Raw genomic sequence first — 15,133 nt, 5'->3', positions numbered from 1 at the left:
CATGACGATTCAGGACATCAGCATTGAACAAGCTTCGTATGAAGATGCGAAGCTGTTAAGAAAGGCTTTAGAAAAAGTTTACGAACCTTATACACTGAATTTCTCACCTACCGCTTTGCAGTTTACTGAAAATATCATTGCTCAGGAATCCTCGAAGTGGCTAGTCGCGAAATACAAGTCAGACATTGTGGGGGCAGTGAGATATGAACTTTATGATATTTATCTGGACTTCCATTTTCTCTGCGTCACACCACCATTCAGAAAAATGGGAGTAGGGAATGAATTATTTCATAAACTGAAGAAAATAGCGTATGAAAAAAGAAAGGATTTTATGAAGATCGTTTTGCGAGATTCGCTAAGCTATAACCGACGCTATTTTGAAAGTAAAGGATTTTACTTTTATCATAAATACCAGACAAATATGCATAGTGTATTTATTTTAAAATTAAACGGTGAAAAGCCATGAATAAAAAAGCATTGGTTATTGGGTTGAAAAGTAATATGGAAAGAGTCATCAAAGGGCTCAATGAGATAGAATTTATTATTATTGACAGAGGAACACTGGATAACGAAAGTATAGATTATATCATTAATCTTTCAGATGATTTAATGCATAAAAAATCATTCAGTTATGTTATAGCCAGTTCTGAGGATTTTATCGCTTTGGCTGGGTTATTGCGTAATCGTTATTCACTTTATGGTGAAAAATATTATAAAAGTACAATTGCAACCAATAAATTCCTGATGCGTAATTTTTGCTCAGGTTTTTTATCCTGTCCAAAGTTCTGGCTATCAGGTGAGATCATCAATTCAGAGAATCTTTTACTGTCATCCCAGAAAGATTACATCGTAAAACCTCTTACAGGTAGTTCTGCAAAACATGTCGAAACAGTCACACAGGAAGACTTAAACCAATATCTTAATGAAAATAACAAATTGATGTTAATTGAAGAAAAGGTTTTAATGAGAGATGAATATCATCTTGATTGTATAATCAAAGACGGTAATATCCTCTTTTCAACACTGTCAATTTACGACAGGCCTATACTCGAGGCAAAAAGTAAAAACAGAGCCAGTATCAACTTACCCGATGGCACACGGCTTCATGAAGATGCCTTAATACTTGCCACGAATTTGCAAAGTCATTTTGAAATGACTAATGGCGTTTTTCATATTGAAATGTATCATACTCAGGATGGATTTATACTCGGTGAGTTTGGTATCCGCCCTCCCGGAGCGGGTGTGACCGATATGTATTATATGTATAGAGGCGTCGATTTCTGGGAGGCATTTATTTATTCTCAGATTGATAAAGAATTTATTTTACCCCTAAATCATAAGTCCGATAAATATTGTGCTGCTATTGGGATATGTTCTTCTTTCCCGGTCGATGATATCAGAAGTACGTCAAAAGTATCCGTGGATAAATATGTAAATTTGCGTGAGAATGCTGCTAAACCCGCAGTTCCCAGTTCAACGTCTTTTAATCATATGATTTATGTTTCTTCATCATCCTTAGAAGAAATAAGGAATTTTTTGCATGATATTTCTGACAGACAAGAGTAAGATTCGATATGTTAAAATATGAAACCAAAAAAAACGCTTTCTTCCAGATATACAATTTTCTTTCATGCTCGGCTGAAGGGATTCAGACGGTTATATTTTTGTGGCTTATATATCATGAAACTCATAGTCCGATGCTTGTCAGTCTGACTATAGTTTCTTCATATCTTCCATCAGCCGTATTAGGATTCTTTTTCCTCAAAAAAGCTGATGCGAGCAGTCCTGGAAAACAGTTATTTATCAGTAATGTTTCTCTTAGTGCCATATCGCTAATTGTCTATTTTATTTTAATGAGAAATGAGGGTTTTGAACTAATCACGCTCAGTATCTTTTATTTGGCACAGGCCGTATTATCTGTTGTCAAAATGTTTAATAAGACATCCCAAAATCGCATTATCAGAACAGCATTCAGTAATAGTGATGCAATAAAAGCACTTCAGCTTGCCTCCTCTGGCATGCAGGCCGCTCAGGTTTTTGGCGCGGCCATAGGAGGATGGGCTATCAGTACGGGTTACTACATGCAAGCGCTCATGCTGACCTGCTGCATCTACCTTTTGAATATTTATATTTCGACACTTTTTGAGAAAGGGAATCCTGATAATAAAGACGCTGAGGTTATTGTGCAGATTCACTCTGTCACTAAGAAAAATGAATCCTTTACATATCTTTTTCGCAGTAAGGACTTTTTGTTACCCTTGATTTTTACTGTTCCATCAAGTGGAGCTTTACAATTTTTAAACACATCCCTTCCTTCATTATCTTCTCTATATGGTAATAGCGAGAAAATTTATCCAGTGCTGAATATGACTCTACAATGTGCTGTCATTATCTCGGGGATAGCAGCAGCACTCAATATGCTTTCTCTAAAGTCTTCATTACGGTTTTCTCTGTGTATTTCTGGCATCTGTCTGATTTTGATGTGTTTATCAACGAGAAATTATTATGCCGTATACTTTTTTTTATTTCTCACTTCTTTTTTTGTTTCATGGCATATGATTTCTATTAAGGTACTCACGAATCAAATGCCTGATATAGAAAATATTGGTAAATTCACAATGATGAGAAACTCAGTCGCTTCTGGTGTGAAAATTGTCTTTTCTATTTCGTCTGGTGCTTTTTTGACTTTTTACAGCATAACTACAACTTATCTAATACTTGCGATACTGCTTATTTTTTTCAATGTATTATGGGTTTATCAGAGTCGCAGTTTTAACTATGAGGATTTAGGTGATGTTAAATTTCAAAAGTGATTTTTCTGAATTTATTACTGGTTTTTATCTTAAACAGTTTACTCATTTAAATACGCAGGAAAGAGAACATGTGCTTGAAACGCTTGGCGTCACACCCAGCGCAATCAATGAGTTTATAACATCAGAAGATATTTATATTACCTTACCTCATGCAAGTATGAATGTTTTTTTTCCAAGAGCGGGGGTCTCACGTTATGTCTACGATCTACAAAATAGTAACAAAAACGCGTTCCATTTAAGGTTTTTCTTGACCCATACCAACTTTAGCGATCTGAACTGGCGCCCTTATGCATGGTGGTTTAATAACGGCGGGAAAATAGATAAACTTACCTTTTTCACACGAAATAAAAAAAAGAAACATAATATCGTTTACTCGCTAAAACCAAATGAAATGCACTCTGCCTCTGTAGATCGACGTCTGCGTCATGACTTTGATACAAGTATGAAGTTTAAACGTATTTCTCTTAGCTTCATCTATATGACAGCCGTTCAAGAGGTCAATAGCGGTTTTGCACATAAAGGCCGTACCCTTTATCTCCCACTTGACGCATTTGTAGCTTTTATTATTCATCAGGCAAAAAACGATGTTATATCTTTTAATTTTTTAGAAGCTTTTTTAAGCCAGGCACAATGCAGAAGACTGAATGGCGAAGAATTGAGTTTTACCAGTGAATGGCGCGATGCATTTATCTTTGATAATTTTACAAACATTGCGCTGTTAAATTTTTTTCAGCCTGCAGCATTTGTGGGAGGCGAAAAAATGGATAACTACTGGCATCAGGTGATTGAAAAATGGAAAATGGCATTACCAAATCAATCTGAAGTTGAGTTTGCGTTACCCACTAATCTGGTCATGCCTGCCGTTCAAGAGTATATTTACCCTTATAAACCATCAAGCGATATAGCAGAACAGCTTATTAAAAATAACATCCCATACAGTCTTACCATGGCTATTCAGGAACATGATCTTTTTTCAAAGAAAGAATAATAAAACATAAACTAGAAATAACCTCTCATTTTGAAAAGGCGACATGGTTACCGGGTTGAAGGTTGTATATAAGAACCAGTTTAAAATATTTTAAAGTTACATGTCATTGCTCATTTAACATCATGCGATAACACCTCAACACTCATTGGAGCTCTATTATGCTAGATAAAAGTGCTTTTCGCCACGCAATGTCGCATCTTCCTACTGCAGTCACTATTGTAACATCAAGCGGCTCCTGCGGGGCTGCAGCATGTACAGTTTCATCCGTGTGTTCTGTCACCGACGACCCACCCACTTTACTCGTATGTATAAATCGTGCCTCCAATAACAATAGTGTTATAAGAAATAATGGCTCTTTGTGTGTCAGCATTCTTTCAGGAGAGCAAAGCAACATTGCAATGCAATGTGCTAATCATCAGGTTTCAGTTGAGGAGCGCTTAGCATTATTCGACGCAGACGTTCTGGTCACGGGGTCTCCTGCTGTAGTTGATTCCGTTTGCTGTTTAGATTGTCGTGTAGATAATATTGTGGAATCAGGAACCCACTCTGTCTTCTTTTGTCAGGTTCTTTCTTCTAAAGCTTTTGTGGGGAAAGATGCGCTGGTTTATTATTGCCGGAATTATCATCGTGTATCATAAGGCACTATGCCTAAAATGCTGTAATACTGTCTTTATTTCGTGGCATAAATATTCTGAGAAAAAACAGGCCGCATCATATTCATCAGATATAATCACCAGGTGTTAATATTCTTGTTTCTACATTAAAATAGAGTTGTAAGGTGTGTTTTTTTTAGGTGTTTAAATTATACCTTCCGTGTAAATATTAATTTTTTATTTGATTTTCACTTTCATTTAAATTCTGAATTTTTGCTTCCTTTTTCCTGAACCCATTATACCTGAATCCCAATTTAAATCAGATTCGGGAACCAGGTCAGGAAGTCAGGAAGGCCGTCAGCAGGAATCAGGGGATCTTCATCAACTATGTGTCCGTAATTAAGACGAAGGTTAAGCTGAGTTTTTACGTAATGCACTATAATTTTTGCAGAAGCCGTCTAATCATAATTCAGTAACATAAGAGGATTAGTCATCCTGATGTAATGCATAGGTACGATTCCTTAATAAAAAGGGAACCTTCCCAGAGGAAAATTATTTTTTTGAAGTGAGAATCAGGCACAAAATGCCAGATGAGTAAAACAGGTGTATGGGAGTGTGATGTGAAGTAGAAAAGGACCGGTGCTCTATTTTAAAGGTTAAACGGATTTGTTACCGCCCGATAGCGTCATCTCTCAGGTAATGATGACATTTGGATGTGGTTACCCCAAGGCGTTTCTCTCAATTCACTGGAACATAGGCAGTTGTTATGATGACAACAGCTAGCATTGATATCGTATTTTTTGATAAAACTAATGCCGATTTGTGGTCATTCTGGTCGTCTTGATGTAGTATTAATTCAGGTTTGGCTTACATATTAGACACTTGTTAGTAAAGGCGATTCCAGCCAAAGGACATGTATTGACGGCTTGCCGTCAGGCTCACAGTGCATGTATTATTATATTTAAGATATCGAAACTACATACTTATTTAGTGCGAGTTAGAAATTTAAATCTGGCATTTAGTTACTCTTTATAACCATTTTAGCTATTGAGTTAGTATTTTATAAACGTTCATTTTTCTATGGATGAAATTAAAGTAGCATAACTAAAGGTGTAAAATGATGAAAAGTTTAATTATTACGTCGCATTTTAATAGTGATTTATCCTCTATGGCATGCGATGAGTTTGGATTAAAAAGATCACTAATTTTCTATACTCCAAAAATAAATGAACTTAGCTTAGGTTTAAAATATGAGTACTACGATAAGATAGATTCTTACTCTGTAAGATTAATGGAGCTTGGGAATGAAATTGATTTTATATGGAGCACTTCCGGTTCTGAAATCAACTCGTTCGCTGAATTAAAAGCTGTTGAGTTGGCAGGATTAAGAAACATCTATCTAGGCATGAATGAAAATGCTTTTTCTACAGCTGCTTATAAAAGCATCACGCAAGAGTTAATGGCATTTTTGGGTGTTAGTATTCCCAAAGGGCTTCAATGTAACACAAAAAAAGAAATACATGATTTCCTTGAATATAATGGTGGAACTATAGTCTGTAAAGCTAACAATGGAGCAGGTGGTGTAAATCAATTTTATTGCCAAAGATTTGATGACATATATAAACTCCCTCATGAGGTAACTGATTGGTATGTAGAACAGTTTCTGAAAGGACTTGAGTTTTCTGTAAACGCTTATATGCTAAATGGGTTTTATATAGCCTCCCCGATAATGTTTAAAGGCGAAACTGATATTCATAGCGGGCACGCAATGGACAAATTCAGGTATATTAGCAAGCTAAAAAATAAAAGCTTAAATGAAAAAATAAATGCCATATTAAGTAAAATTAGTAATACCAATATCTTTAATGGATGGATAGAGGTTGAGTTTATAAAAACACATCAGGATTTGGTAGTTATAGAAATTAATGCGAGGTATAATGGAACAATCAGAGCTACTGGATATGCTTGTAATGAAAATTTATATCAATTGGATTTGGAAGGTAAAATTTATAATAAATTTTCTTCACAATTAAATCATGAAAACGAAGTTATTGAGATGCCAATTCATTTGAAACTTGAAACAGGTTTAAAAGAATTTGGTTTCGTCCAAAAAATGAAATCTCGAAAAACCAACACAGGAAGGGCCACAATATGGGGTGAAGATCAATGTGAACTATTAGAGAGGATCAAAAATACTGAATTAGAAATATACTCAGAAAGAATTATTCATGGCATAAATGAGAGTAAGGAGTTATTCGAAAAATATATTTAAATTTACATGTATTTGTAATATGCAGTTTTAAAATAGAAAACTATAAGTTTATTGGGGAAATAAAATAATTAACTGTATTATTTTGAGGTTGTCAAAAAAATTAGAATTAATTGATAAGTATGATGATTAATTATTATAGTAAACAGAGTGGGGTAGTAATTGATTAATTTAAAGATGGTTGCCCTCCCTGGTGTGGAATTAATTTTTTCAAAAAATGATCTATATTATTGGTTAGCTATGGTGAGACTATACGTGGTATTATATTTATTTAACTCGTAGGCAATGTTTTTGAAGGTCTGTAGATATTTAGATGTTCTGAGTTAATGGGAGTTTCGATGTTCAGAGGGGAGTTGTAATCTGCCTCAATGTTACTTCGCATTGATAAATATCATGTGTCTACGAATTGATGCCAATAATTGTTCATTTTGCCTCCCACAAATGCAGTTGGTATAAAAAGAGTTTAAAAGAACAATGTTTGTGATGTTATCAAAATTAAATGCTTCTTGCCATTAATAAGTTAGACTTAGCTCTTAACCATCAATTCTTCTGCAGCAAGCACTTTTTAAAAATTCATTTAAGATTTAATAATAGATAGTATCATATTTAGCTGTCAGCATCACGTCAAAGCGGACCATTCAACTTTAGAGATCTTTCGGCATAATAATTATTTTACCGGAGGAGATTGTCATGCGCAAAGCCCGATTCATCGAACACCAGATCTTTGCCGTTCTGAAGTCCGTGAAAGATGTCTGCCGCGAAGTCGGAATTTCAGAGGCCTGTGATATCAAAAACATGAAAGACCTCGAAAATGTAAACCGCCGGCTAAAACCGATGTTTGCGGACCTGAGTCTCGAGTGTCGGCATTGAAAGACGTTATTTAAAATAAATGTTAAAACCAGCGATAAAGCGTCAGGTAGTCAGCTGTCTGACCGCGCAGTTTGCTATGAGATGACGTCATGCCTGCAGGATATTTTCGCTGAGCAGGACGGTATTTCGATATCAGCCGGATACGCGACGTGATGAGCCGGCCATTATGGCACTGACCGTGACGGCTGAACGCTATCCGCGATAAGGCTTTAAAAGCTTTTTCAGGTGCTGCGCATGCAGGGCAATAGCTGGAACCATAAGCGCGTTTACCGGATTTATTGCCTGCTGAACCTGAATTTTCGCCATAAGGGAAAACAGCGCTTTGCCGGTGAGTAATCCAGGCTCGCTGCCTACGCCAGAGGCAATGAACCAGAGCGGGTCCATCTATTTTATGCACGATGCGCTGGTATGCGGAAGACGCTTCCGGACCTAAAATGGGTTGGGTGATTTTAACAGCGAAGTACTGGCGTTCGAATTGACCTGAATATCACAGCCCAACGTGTCATCAGGGGACTGGACAGGATAGTGGCGAACCGCGGATATCCGCTGAGGGTGCGGATATGGTTAATTGCCTGGAGCGGGTCTCGCTGAGCTGGCACAATGGGCAGAAGAGCATGGTGTGATGCCAGAGTTTATCAGGCCTGGCAAGCTAACGCATAATGCCTTTGTCGAGCGATTCTGCGGGACGTACTGGACAGAAATACTGGGTTTTTATCTGTTCAGAACCCTGAATGAAGCACAGGAAATTCTAGAGCGCTGGCTGATGGAATATAAAAGCGAGCGCCCTCATGAATCCCTGAATAACCTGACGCCGGAAGAATACCGGCTGATAACTGAAAACCCGGAAATCTCAAAAAGTGCGTGGAACTAAAAAGGTGTACTTACAAGGGAGGAAGCCCGTAGCGATTTTTTTGATTACATCGAAATGTTCTATAACAGTAAGCGTCGGCATGGTTCGAGCGATCAGATGTCACCGACAGAATATGAAAACTAGTATTATCAACGGCTCAGAAGTGTCTGGATTATCCGTGGCGATTCATAGTGGTAAACTTGTTAAAAAAACTTTAAAAGAATATTAAAGTGAATCTTATTAATTTCTCTATGCTTGTGCTTATTATAGTCACTTCTTATCTCTTGAGAGATTTTTTTTAATTTTTAGATGTTATATTCAAACCCAGAAAAATAATCAGTTAAAATAAAAAACCTCTCCACATCAACTTTATACTCGCCTTCACTAAATATGACTTTCATTATATAAGTAGAGTCATCAAATTTATAAAGAGTGAAGTCCTATGGATTAATTGCAACTTTTACTGCACTCATTATAAATCCTCACCTGTCTAAAGCCATTTAGCTATGTAATCTTTACTTTTAACCATACCCTCTTTATTAACTACTGCTTCGAGATCACTTTGGGGTAATTTTACTCTACGTATCCATTATTCGTCAGCACTGTAGTAGTCAACTAAAACTGGCAACCGCATAAGCATTTATCTCTGGCAGCTGAAACATTGGCTGGTTGTTGAGACAACAATAATAATGCCGTTAAAGCGAAATAACTCCAACCTAAATTCCCCCCTTCGGCTCAATGCCCCTTACCTTAAGCTCTTTCCGCAGTACCCGCTTTATCCACGTCGCCAGGTTGACGTCACCATCCTCACACGCCTGTTCTTCGAGCTGCGTCCGAAACTCGTGAGAAAGTCGGATTTGGTACTGATTTGTTTTGGTCTTTTCCTTAGAGATTGTCATCCCATCATCCTTGTTATGAGAGAGGTACACACTTCAATGACTGGGCATGATGCAACAAAAAGAGTGAAGCCCGGTCATGCTGAAATCGAACCGAGTTGCTGACCACACCGTAAAGATGAACCATGCGCCATAACGTGTAAATGATTAAGGTTGCCATGACGAACAGCGGAAATCTGACATGGATGACAAAAATGGGAATCTCTTTCCAAAAACATGCTGTCTGTTCATCACGATGATAAAATCCGTCAGGTGCACAACCCTGTGCACCTGTGCTCTCAGGTCACCCGCTTCTGGCTTCGCAGCAGCGCCAGGCCGCTCAGCACCGACATCGCCATCAGGTAATAGCCGGGAGCCAGGCTGGTGCCGGTGGCGGTGATCAACAGCGTGCAGATCAGCGGCGCAAATCCGCCAAATACCGTCACCGCCACGTTATAGCTGATCGCCATGCCGCTGGCGCGCGTGCCCATAGGAAACAGATCGGCCATGACCGAGGGTACCGTGGAGAAGTAAATCGACTTGAGCAACGCCATCCAGCAGACCAGCACGATCAGCGTGGTGGGCGTGGTGTGATTCACCACCAGCTTAAAGGCAGGGTAGATGGTGACAATCAGTAAAATCAGCGATCCCCACATCAGCGGAACCCGGCCCACGCGCTCTGCCCACAGGCCCATAATCGGCGTCACCACGGTCAGGATCACCCCCGCCAGCAAGGTGGCGGTAAAGGCCACAGAGCCGGGCAGGTGGAGATTGTGGGTGGCGTAGGTCGGCACATAGTTGAGCATGTAGTTAACCGCCGTAGAGATCACCATCAGGCCAATCGCCAGCAGCATCAGCTCTTTCTGACGACCAAACAGGCGCTTAAGCGGGGCGACTTCAGGCTGCCGGGTGGCGAAGCTGGCAGGTTCATGTACGTGGCGGCGAATATAGATCCCCAGCGGGCCGATCAGCAGACCAAAGGCAAAAGGAATGCGCCAGCCCCAGTCCTGGATCTCGCTTTCCGTCAGGATTTTCGTTAATCCCAGACCAAAGGCCGATGCCATCAGGGTACTTGCCCCTTGCGTGGCGAACTGCCAGCTGGCGATAAAGGCTTTGCGCTCGGGAAAATGCTCGACCAGAAACGCCGTCGAGCTACCAAATTCGCCACCGGCAGAGAAGCCTTGTATCAGACGCGCCAGCAGAATCAATAAGGGCGCAGCCAGACCAATGTGTTCGTAGCCCGGCATAAACGTAATGATGGCACCGCCCAGCATCATCAGATTGATGGAGAGCAGTAGCGCTTTTTTACGCCCGTGGCGATCGGCATAGTTACCCAACACAATCGCGCCCAATGGCCGGATCAGGAAGGAGACACCGAAACTGCCGAAGGTCAGCAGCATAGAAACGGACGGATCGCTGGTCGGGAAAAACGCATGGGCAATATAGCTGGCAAAAAAGCCGTAAACCGCAATATCAAACCACTCCAGCGCGTTACCGATGCAGGTGGCGAAAAGGGTTTTATGCAGGCTGGGTTTATTCGCGTGCAGCGGTGCAGCGGTGTTGAGCGTGCTCATGCGGCACCTCCGGCATGTTGACGATGCTTCGCCACCAGTTCGCGGCCTTGCTCGCCTAAGTCCCATAACAGTCGGGTCATGATTTGCAGACCTTCACGCGCAATCGACTTCAGCATATGTTCGTTCACCCCGTGTTGGCCGCAGGCGGGATAGGAGTGCGGCACCCACAATGTGGGCAAGCCGAGGATGTCGGAAAACACCTCGTTGGGCAGCGAACCGCCCAGGTTGGGCAGCAGAGCCGGTTTCTTACCGCTGGTTTCGGCGATGCTGGCCAGCACCCAGTCGACCAGCGGATCGGTGGGATCAAGGCGGGTTGCCGGCGATCCGCGCAGGAACTCGACCTTCACATAGCCAAAGCCGTGCTGCGTCAGATGTTCGCTGACGTGCTGCGCCAGCTTTTCCCAGTCGGTGCCCACCACAAAGCGCAACTGACAGACGGCCGTTGCCTCACCTGGAATGGCGTTCATCGGGCGCGCAGGATTGCCGGTCAGGAAGGCCAGCACTTCAAGCGTATTCCAGCCGTACAGGCGTTCCGTTGGCGTTAATGCGGGTTCGCCCCAGTTCGGATCGATCTCGGGATCGCCCGGCATCCCGCCAACGTTGATCTGGCTGAGAATGTCACGTACCTGCGGCGTCAGTGAGTCAGGCTTCAGTGCTTCCACCTGAAGTACACCCTGTGCGTTAACCAGCGCGGCAATGGCGTTGGCCAGCTGCGTGCCGGGATTGCTCAGCAAACCGCCCCAGTTGCCAGAGTGATAGGCGTTGTCACGGGCCGTCACCGTCAGGCGGAAATTCACGGCACCGCGCGATCCCAGAAACAGGGTAGGTTGCACCGCATTCAGGCGCGGGCCATCCGAGGCGATAAACAGATCGGCTTTCAGCAGATCGCCGTGCTGCCGGCACAGCTGCGCCAGGCCGGGTGAGCTGATCTCTTCGCCCATCTCAAACAGCAGCTTACAGTTGAAGCCCAGACGTCCGCCGCGTGCGAGAAACACCTGTTCCAGCGCGGCCAGATTTACGCAGTGCTGACCTTTGTTATCTGCGCTGCCACGGGCGTACCAGCGATCGCCCTCTTCAACAAGCTGCCAGGGCATTAATCCTTCACGCCAGTTTTCATCATCGCCGAACACCACATCGCCATGGCCGTAACTCAGCAGCGTAGGGAGCGCAGGATCTTCGATGCGCACCGCCACCAGAAAAGGACGATGGGCCGCTTCGGCGTTTTCGATGAAGTGGAGGGTGAAACCCAACACACTTAGCTGTGGGCCGATTTCGTCGTGTAAATAGTGGTGTAATTCACTGTCGCGATCCTGGCGCTGGCTCTCGGTTCGCTGCGAAACGCGGCGCGCCAGAACCCGCTGAAATTCCCCACTGTCGAACCAGGCGGTGGCCTGGTCTACCGCTTGTTGGGCTGTCATGTTTGCTCGTCTTTTATTCGTATTATGGTTTTCCCATCATTTCCGAAACGCTGCTTTGCCACAATTATCAATTTATCGAGTAAGATTTGCTTTTAAAGCAAAGCTTCCTGCCCGTTTTCGAGGCATGCACCAGCAAAAGGCGTTCGCATGATCAGTAATGAAATCCGCTATTTTCTTGCCGTCGCCAATGCCGGATCGCTCAGTGCGGCAAGCGAGCAGCTGTTTATTGCGGTATCGGCGATCAGTCGTCAAATTCAGCGGCTGGAGGCGCAGGTGGGCGTGCCGCTGTTTGATCGCCACGCGCGCGGCATGGTGCTGAATGAAGCCGGGGAAATTTTTGCCCATCACGTGCGCAAAAATATGCTGGATATGGAATACGCGCTGGCGGAAATCAAAGGGCTGAAAGCAGTACGCCGCACCCTGATTCGGCTGGTCTGTACCGATGGCCTGGCCTTCACGTTGCTGCCCCGCATGATCGCCGCATTTCGGGAGAATAATCCCGGCATCCTTTTTGAGATCAAGGTCGCCAGCCCACAGGGCGTATCAGAACTGATACGTAATGGCGACTGCGACCTGGCGCTGCAGTTCAGCCTGCACGCTGAGCACGGGGTTGAGATCCTCGGTTCCTGGCCTGCACCGGTGCTGTTAGTCATGCATCAGGGTCATCCACTGGCCAGCGCGCCGCAGGTAACGCTCAGCGATATCAGCCACTATCCACTGGCACTGCCGCAGCAAAACACCACGGTACGACAGCTGTTCGAGCTGGCAAGCCATATGAGCGGCAATCTGATTGAACCGGTCGTGACCTGCGACAATTTCTCAACCCTGTTCCAGTTCCTGCTGCATACGCCATTAGCCGTCACCATTTGCAGTGCGTTCAGCGTGATACAGGAAGCCGAAGCGCACGGACTGGTTTTGCGATCCGTCGGCATCGATCAATTAAGCCAGCGCAATCTGCAGTTGCAGGTGCCTTCCGGCCGGCCGCGTAGTGCCGCGCTGGAGGTATTTTTAACGTTTGCGCGGCAGCAACTCACCGAACTGGATGCGGTGACATAGCCTTGATATGGCTGATTCTGAGACGTTGCGTTCAGTCGTAATCTTCCCAACGACAGCGCAGGGTTACTTTTAACGTCCTGCTTTCGGCGTTTCTGCACACCGACAGCCACGATCCTGAGCACCTGACCGTGACAGGGCGCATTGATGATCGAAGATCGCGGCGCAAATCCGTTTAGATTTCTTCCTTCATCAGCCTTTGATCTCGCCACCGGGCTTAGTGTTCCGGATAAAGTCTGCTTTTTTTCGGACTCCACCTTATCGCTTTTCCTCTTTGTCTTATCCCCAGCAATACAGCGTTGTGGAGTAGTGTAAAGGACGTAAAAGGCTGTAAACAGGCGCGTTTTTTACCTGTGACACGCTTATCATTCCTGCTATGCGTCACTGTCACTCTGACGGTCATATGCCGATATAACAGAGAGCGGTGCACATACTGACCTGAACATTCATCTGCAAAGGAGAACCACCATGGATTCTTTCTTTCCTGAGGATGTCATTGATACCCTCAGTAAAACGTTCTGGCAGCGCGTCAGTGCGATGAAAGGGCTTATCGAACGTCACCAGAGTTTTCGCCTGCTGTGGTTTGGCGAGGCGCTGAAGCGTAACCGTAACTGGAAGGGCATCACTGCCGAACAGGCCGTTAATCGGGCGATTAGCGAAAGTCATGGGCTGCCGCTGTCCGACGTTAAAAAAATGACGATTGCCCAGAAGTGGGTGGCGCTGGTGCCGGTGAGAAAAGCGCTTTATTCCCGCCCGGATGGCAAAGCGTTTCAGTGGCTGGTGGAAAAGAAACTGGACGAGCTTGATCGTCCTTGTCGCTTTTCGGCCTAACGGCTTTCCCCTAAATGAGTCCGTAGGGAGAACACCGATGCTTAGCACAGCGCCTGACGGTAATTAATAACGCCCCGGATATCAGCCTGTCTCTGTATCCGGGGCGGTTATACTGCATGACGCCTCAGATGGTGGCGCAAAAGGTGATCAATATTCGTCATGCCCCGCGCAGCGTTGAGATGACGGTTTACTGACTGGAACGCGATCATCCACGGGGCATCGTCAGATAACATTGAGCACTATCATCCCTTAAACGTCCTCATTACGGCACAGGCGATTACCAACTCTTAAGCGCCTGTGCCGTTAGCGGCTTTTTGAAACGAAAACGGCATGGTTGGCCGTATGGCGATTTTCATCATCAAGCAAGCCCTTAAGATCATGCTCGATCTGCTCCAGGCTTCTGTTACGGGTTTCCGGCACGCATTTGATGACAAAAATGGCACCAAAGAGTCCAATGGCGGCGAAAATAAAGAACGTACTCGCCAGACCAACCCAGGCAAGAAGAAGAGGGAAGAAAAGAGAGATCAGGAAGTTCGCTATCCACATGGCGAATACGGCACCGCCCATGAAGATGCCACGCAGTCGCGTCGGAAATATCTCTGACATTAACAACCATGTCATGGCTGATAAGGCACGCTGCTGGAAACTGAGAAACATCAGCATGCCCGCCAGTACCCTATAAGCCCGTAGCGCATATGGCTGACCATTAACCTTTTCAGGCAGCAGATAGCTCACCGTACCGATAAAGATTAGGCAGGCGGTGCAACCAAACTGTCCCGTCATCACCATGGTTCGGCAACCCACTTTACCCAGCATCCAGATCCCAACGAACGTCATCAGGACGGACACCACGCCATTGGCGATGGTGGCAAAAAGCGCGGCGTTATCCGACATACCGACTGACTTCAGCACGGTGGGGGCATAATACATAATGGTGTTAACGCCGGTTAGCTGCTGGATGGCTGCTCTCCACTAATAACCTAACCCGCGATAGTCAGG

General features: G+C 44.0%; 11 protein-coding genes and 3 pseudogenes. 10 read left to right on the top strand and 4 right to left on the bottom strand.

Going from position 1 to position 15,133, the window contains the following annotated elements; translation table 11 throughout:
- Position 1 precedes the first annotated feature (1 nt).
- From EL29_RS14640 to EL29_RS14605, 8 genes and pseudogenes are all read left to right on the top strand, one after another.
- Complete coding sequence (locus EL29_RS14640) at positions 2 to 466, top strand: GNAT family N-acetyltransferase (RefSeq protein WP_158279691.1); 465 nt, start codon at positions 2 to 4, stop codon at positions 464 to 466.
- The gene (locus tag EL29_RS14635) at positions 463 to 1,566 is read left to right on the top strand and encodes an ATP-grasp domain-containing protein (RefSeq protein ID WP_013027154.1); all 1,104 of its coding nucleotides are present in this window, start codon (positions 463 to 465) and stop codon (positions 1,564 to 1,566) included. The genes EL29_RS14640 and EL29_RS14635 overlap by 4 nt, the downstream gene beginning before the upstream one ends.
- Positions 1,567 to 1,574: 8 nt before the next feature.
- Positions 1,575 to 2,813 carry an MFS transporter gene (locus EL29_RS14630; RefSeq protein ID WP_028715789.1) on the top strand — a complete coding sequence of 413 codons (1,239 nt, stop codon included), beginning with the start codon at positions 1,575 to 1,577 and terminating at the stop codon, positions 2,811 to 2,813.
- On the top strand, positions 2,794 to 3,801 hold the full coding sequence (locus EL29_RS14625; protein ID WP_014605079.1) for a hypothetical protein: 1,008 nt from the start codon (positions 2,794 to 2,796) through the stop codon (positions 3,799 to 3,801). The genes EL29_RS14630 and EL29_RS14625 overlap by 20 nt, the downstream gene beginning before the upstream one ends.
- A 158-nt stretch (positions 3,802 to 3,959) precedes the next feature.
- Positions 3,960 to 4,439, top strand: coding sequence for a flavin reductase (locus tag EL29_RS14620; protein WP_013027151.1), 480 nt, complete (start codon positions 3,960 to 3,962; stop codon positions 4,437 to 4,439).
- Between the two features lie 1,072 nt (positions 4,440 to 5,511).
- Positions 5,512 to 6,666, top strand: a complete 1,155-nt coding sequence (locus tag EL29_RS14615; protein WP_028715788.1) for an ATP-grasp domain-containing protein — start codon at positions 5,512 to 5,514, stop codon at positions 6,664 to 6,666.
- Between the two features lie 687 nt (positions 6,667 to 7,353).
- Positions 7,354 to 8,404: pseudogene (locus EL29_RS14610) on the top strand (IS3 family transposase).
- A gap of 12 nt (positions 8,405 to 8,416) precedes the next feature.
- Positions 8,417 to 8,527 (top strand): annotated as a pseudogene (locus EL29_RS14605) (IS3 family transposase); the annotation flags it as partial.
- Positions 8,528 to 9,099: 572 nt separating this feature from the next.
- Here EL29_RS14605 and EL29_RS14600 read toward each other — a convergent pair.
- The 3 genes from EL29_RS14600 to EL29_RS14590 form a co-directional block, all read right to left on the bottom strand.
- Complete coding sequence (locus tag EL29_RS14600; RefSeq protein ID WP_028715787.1) at positions 9,100 to 9,282, bottom strand: hypothetical protein; 183 nt, start codon at positions 9,280 to 9,282, stop codon at positions 9,100 to 9,102.
- 275 nt (positions 9,283 to 9,557) lie between these two features.
- A complete protein-coding gene (locus EL29_RS14595) occupies positions 9,558 to 10,832 on the bottom strand; it encodes an MFS transporter (protein ID WP_028715786.1) in 1,275 nt (424 codons plus the stop codon).
- Positions 10,829 to 12,250 (bottom strand): M20 family metallopeptidase, encoded by a 1,422-nt coding sequence (locus EL29_RS14590; RefSeq protein ID WP_028715785.1) that lies wholly within the window; start codon positions 12,248 to 12,250, stop codon positions 10,829 to 10,831. The genes EL29_RS14595 and EL29_RS14590 overlap by 4 nt, the downstream gene beginning before the upstream one ends.
- A gap of 147 nt (positions 12,251 to 12,397) precedes the next feature.
- Between EL29_RS14590 and EL29_RS14585 the strand changes: the two genes are divergently transcribed.
- Both EL29_RS14585 and EL29_RS14580 read left to right on the top strand, forming a co-directional pair.
- Positions 12,398 to 13,306: a LysR family transcriptional regulator gene (locus EL29_RS14585; protein ID WP_028715784.1), complete on the top strand. Its 909-nt coding sequence runs from the start codon at positions 12,398 to 12,400 to the stop codon at positions 13,304 to 13,306.
- A 465-nt stretch (positions 13,307 to 13,771) separates the two neighbouring features.
- Positions 13,772 to 14,134: a hypothetical protein gene (locus EL29_RS14580; protein WP_013027140.1), complete on the top strand. Its 363-nt coding sequence runs from the start codon at positions 13,772 to 13,774 to the stop codon at positions 14,132 to 14,134.
- Positions 14,135 to 14,437: 303 nt separating this feature from the next.
- On the opposite strand, the pseudogene EL29_RS14575 reads toward EL29_RS14580, so the two are convergent.
- Positions 14,438 to 15,100 (bottom strand): annotated as a pseudogene (locus tag EL29_RS14575) (MFS transporter); the annotation flags it as partial.
- Between the last annotated feature and the right edge of the window lie 33 nt (positions 15,101 to 15,133).

It is taken from the genome of Pantoea ananatis LMG 2665 (assembly GCF_000710035.2).
In the GTDB taxonomy this organism is placed as follows: domain Bacteria; phylum Pseudomonadota; class Gammaproteobacteria; order Enterobacterales; family Enterobacteriaceae; genus Pantoea; species Pantoea ananatis.
This window is presented reverse-complemented; position numbering and strand designations above follow the sequence as displayed.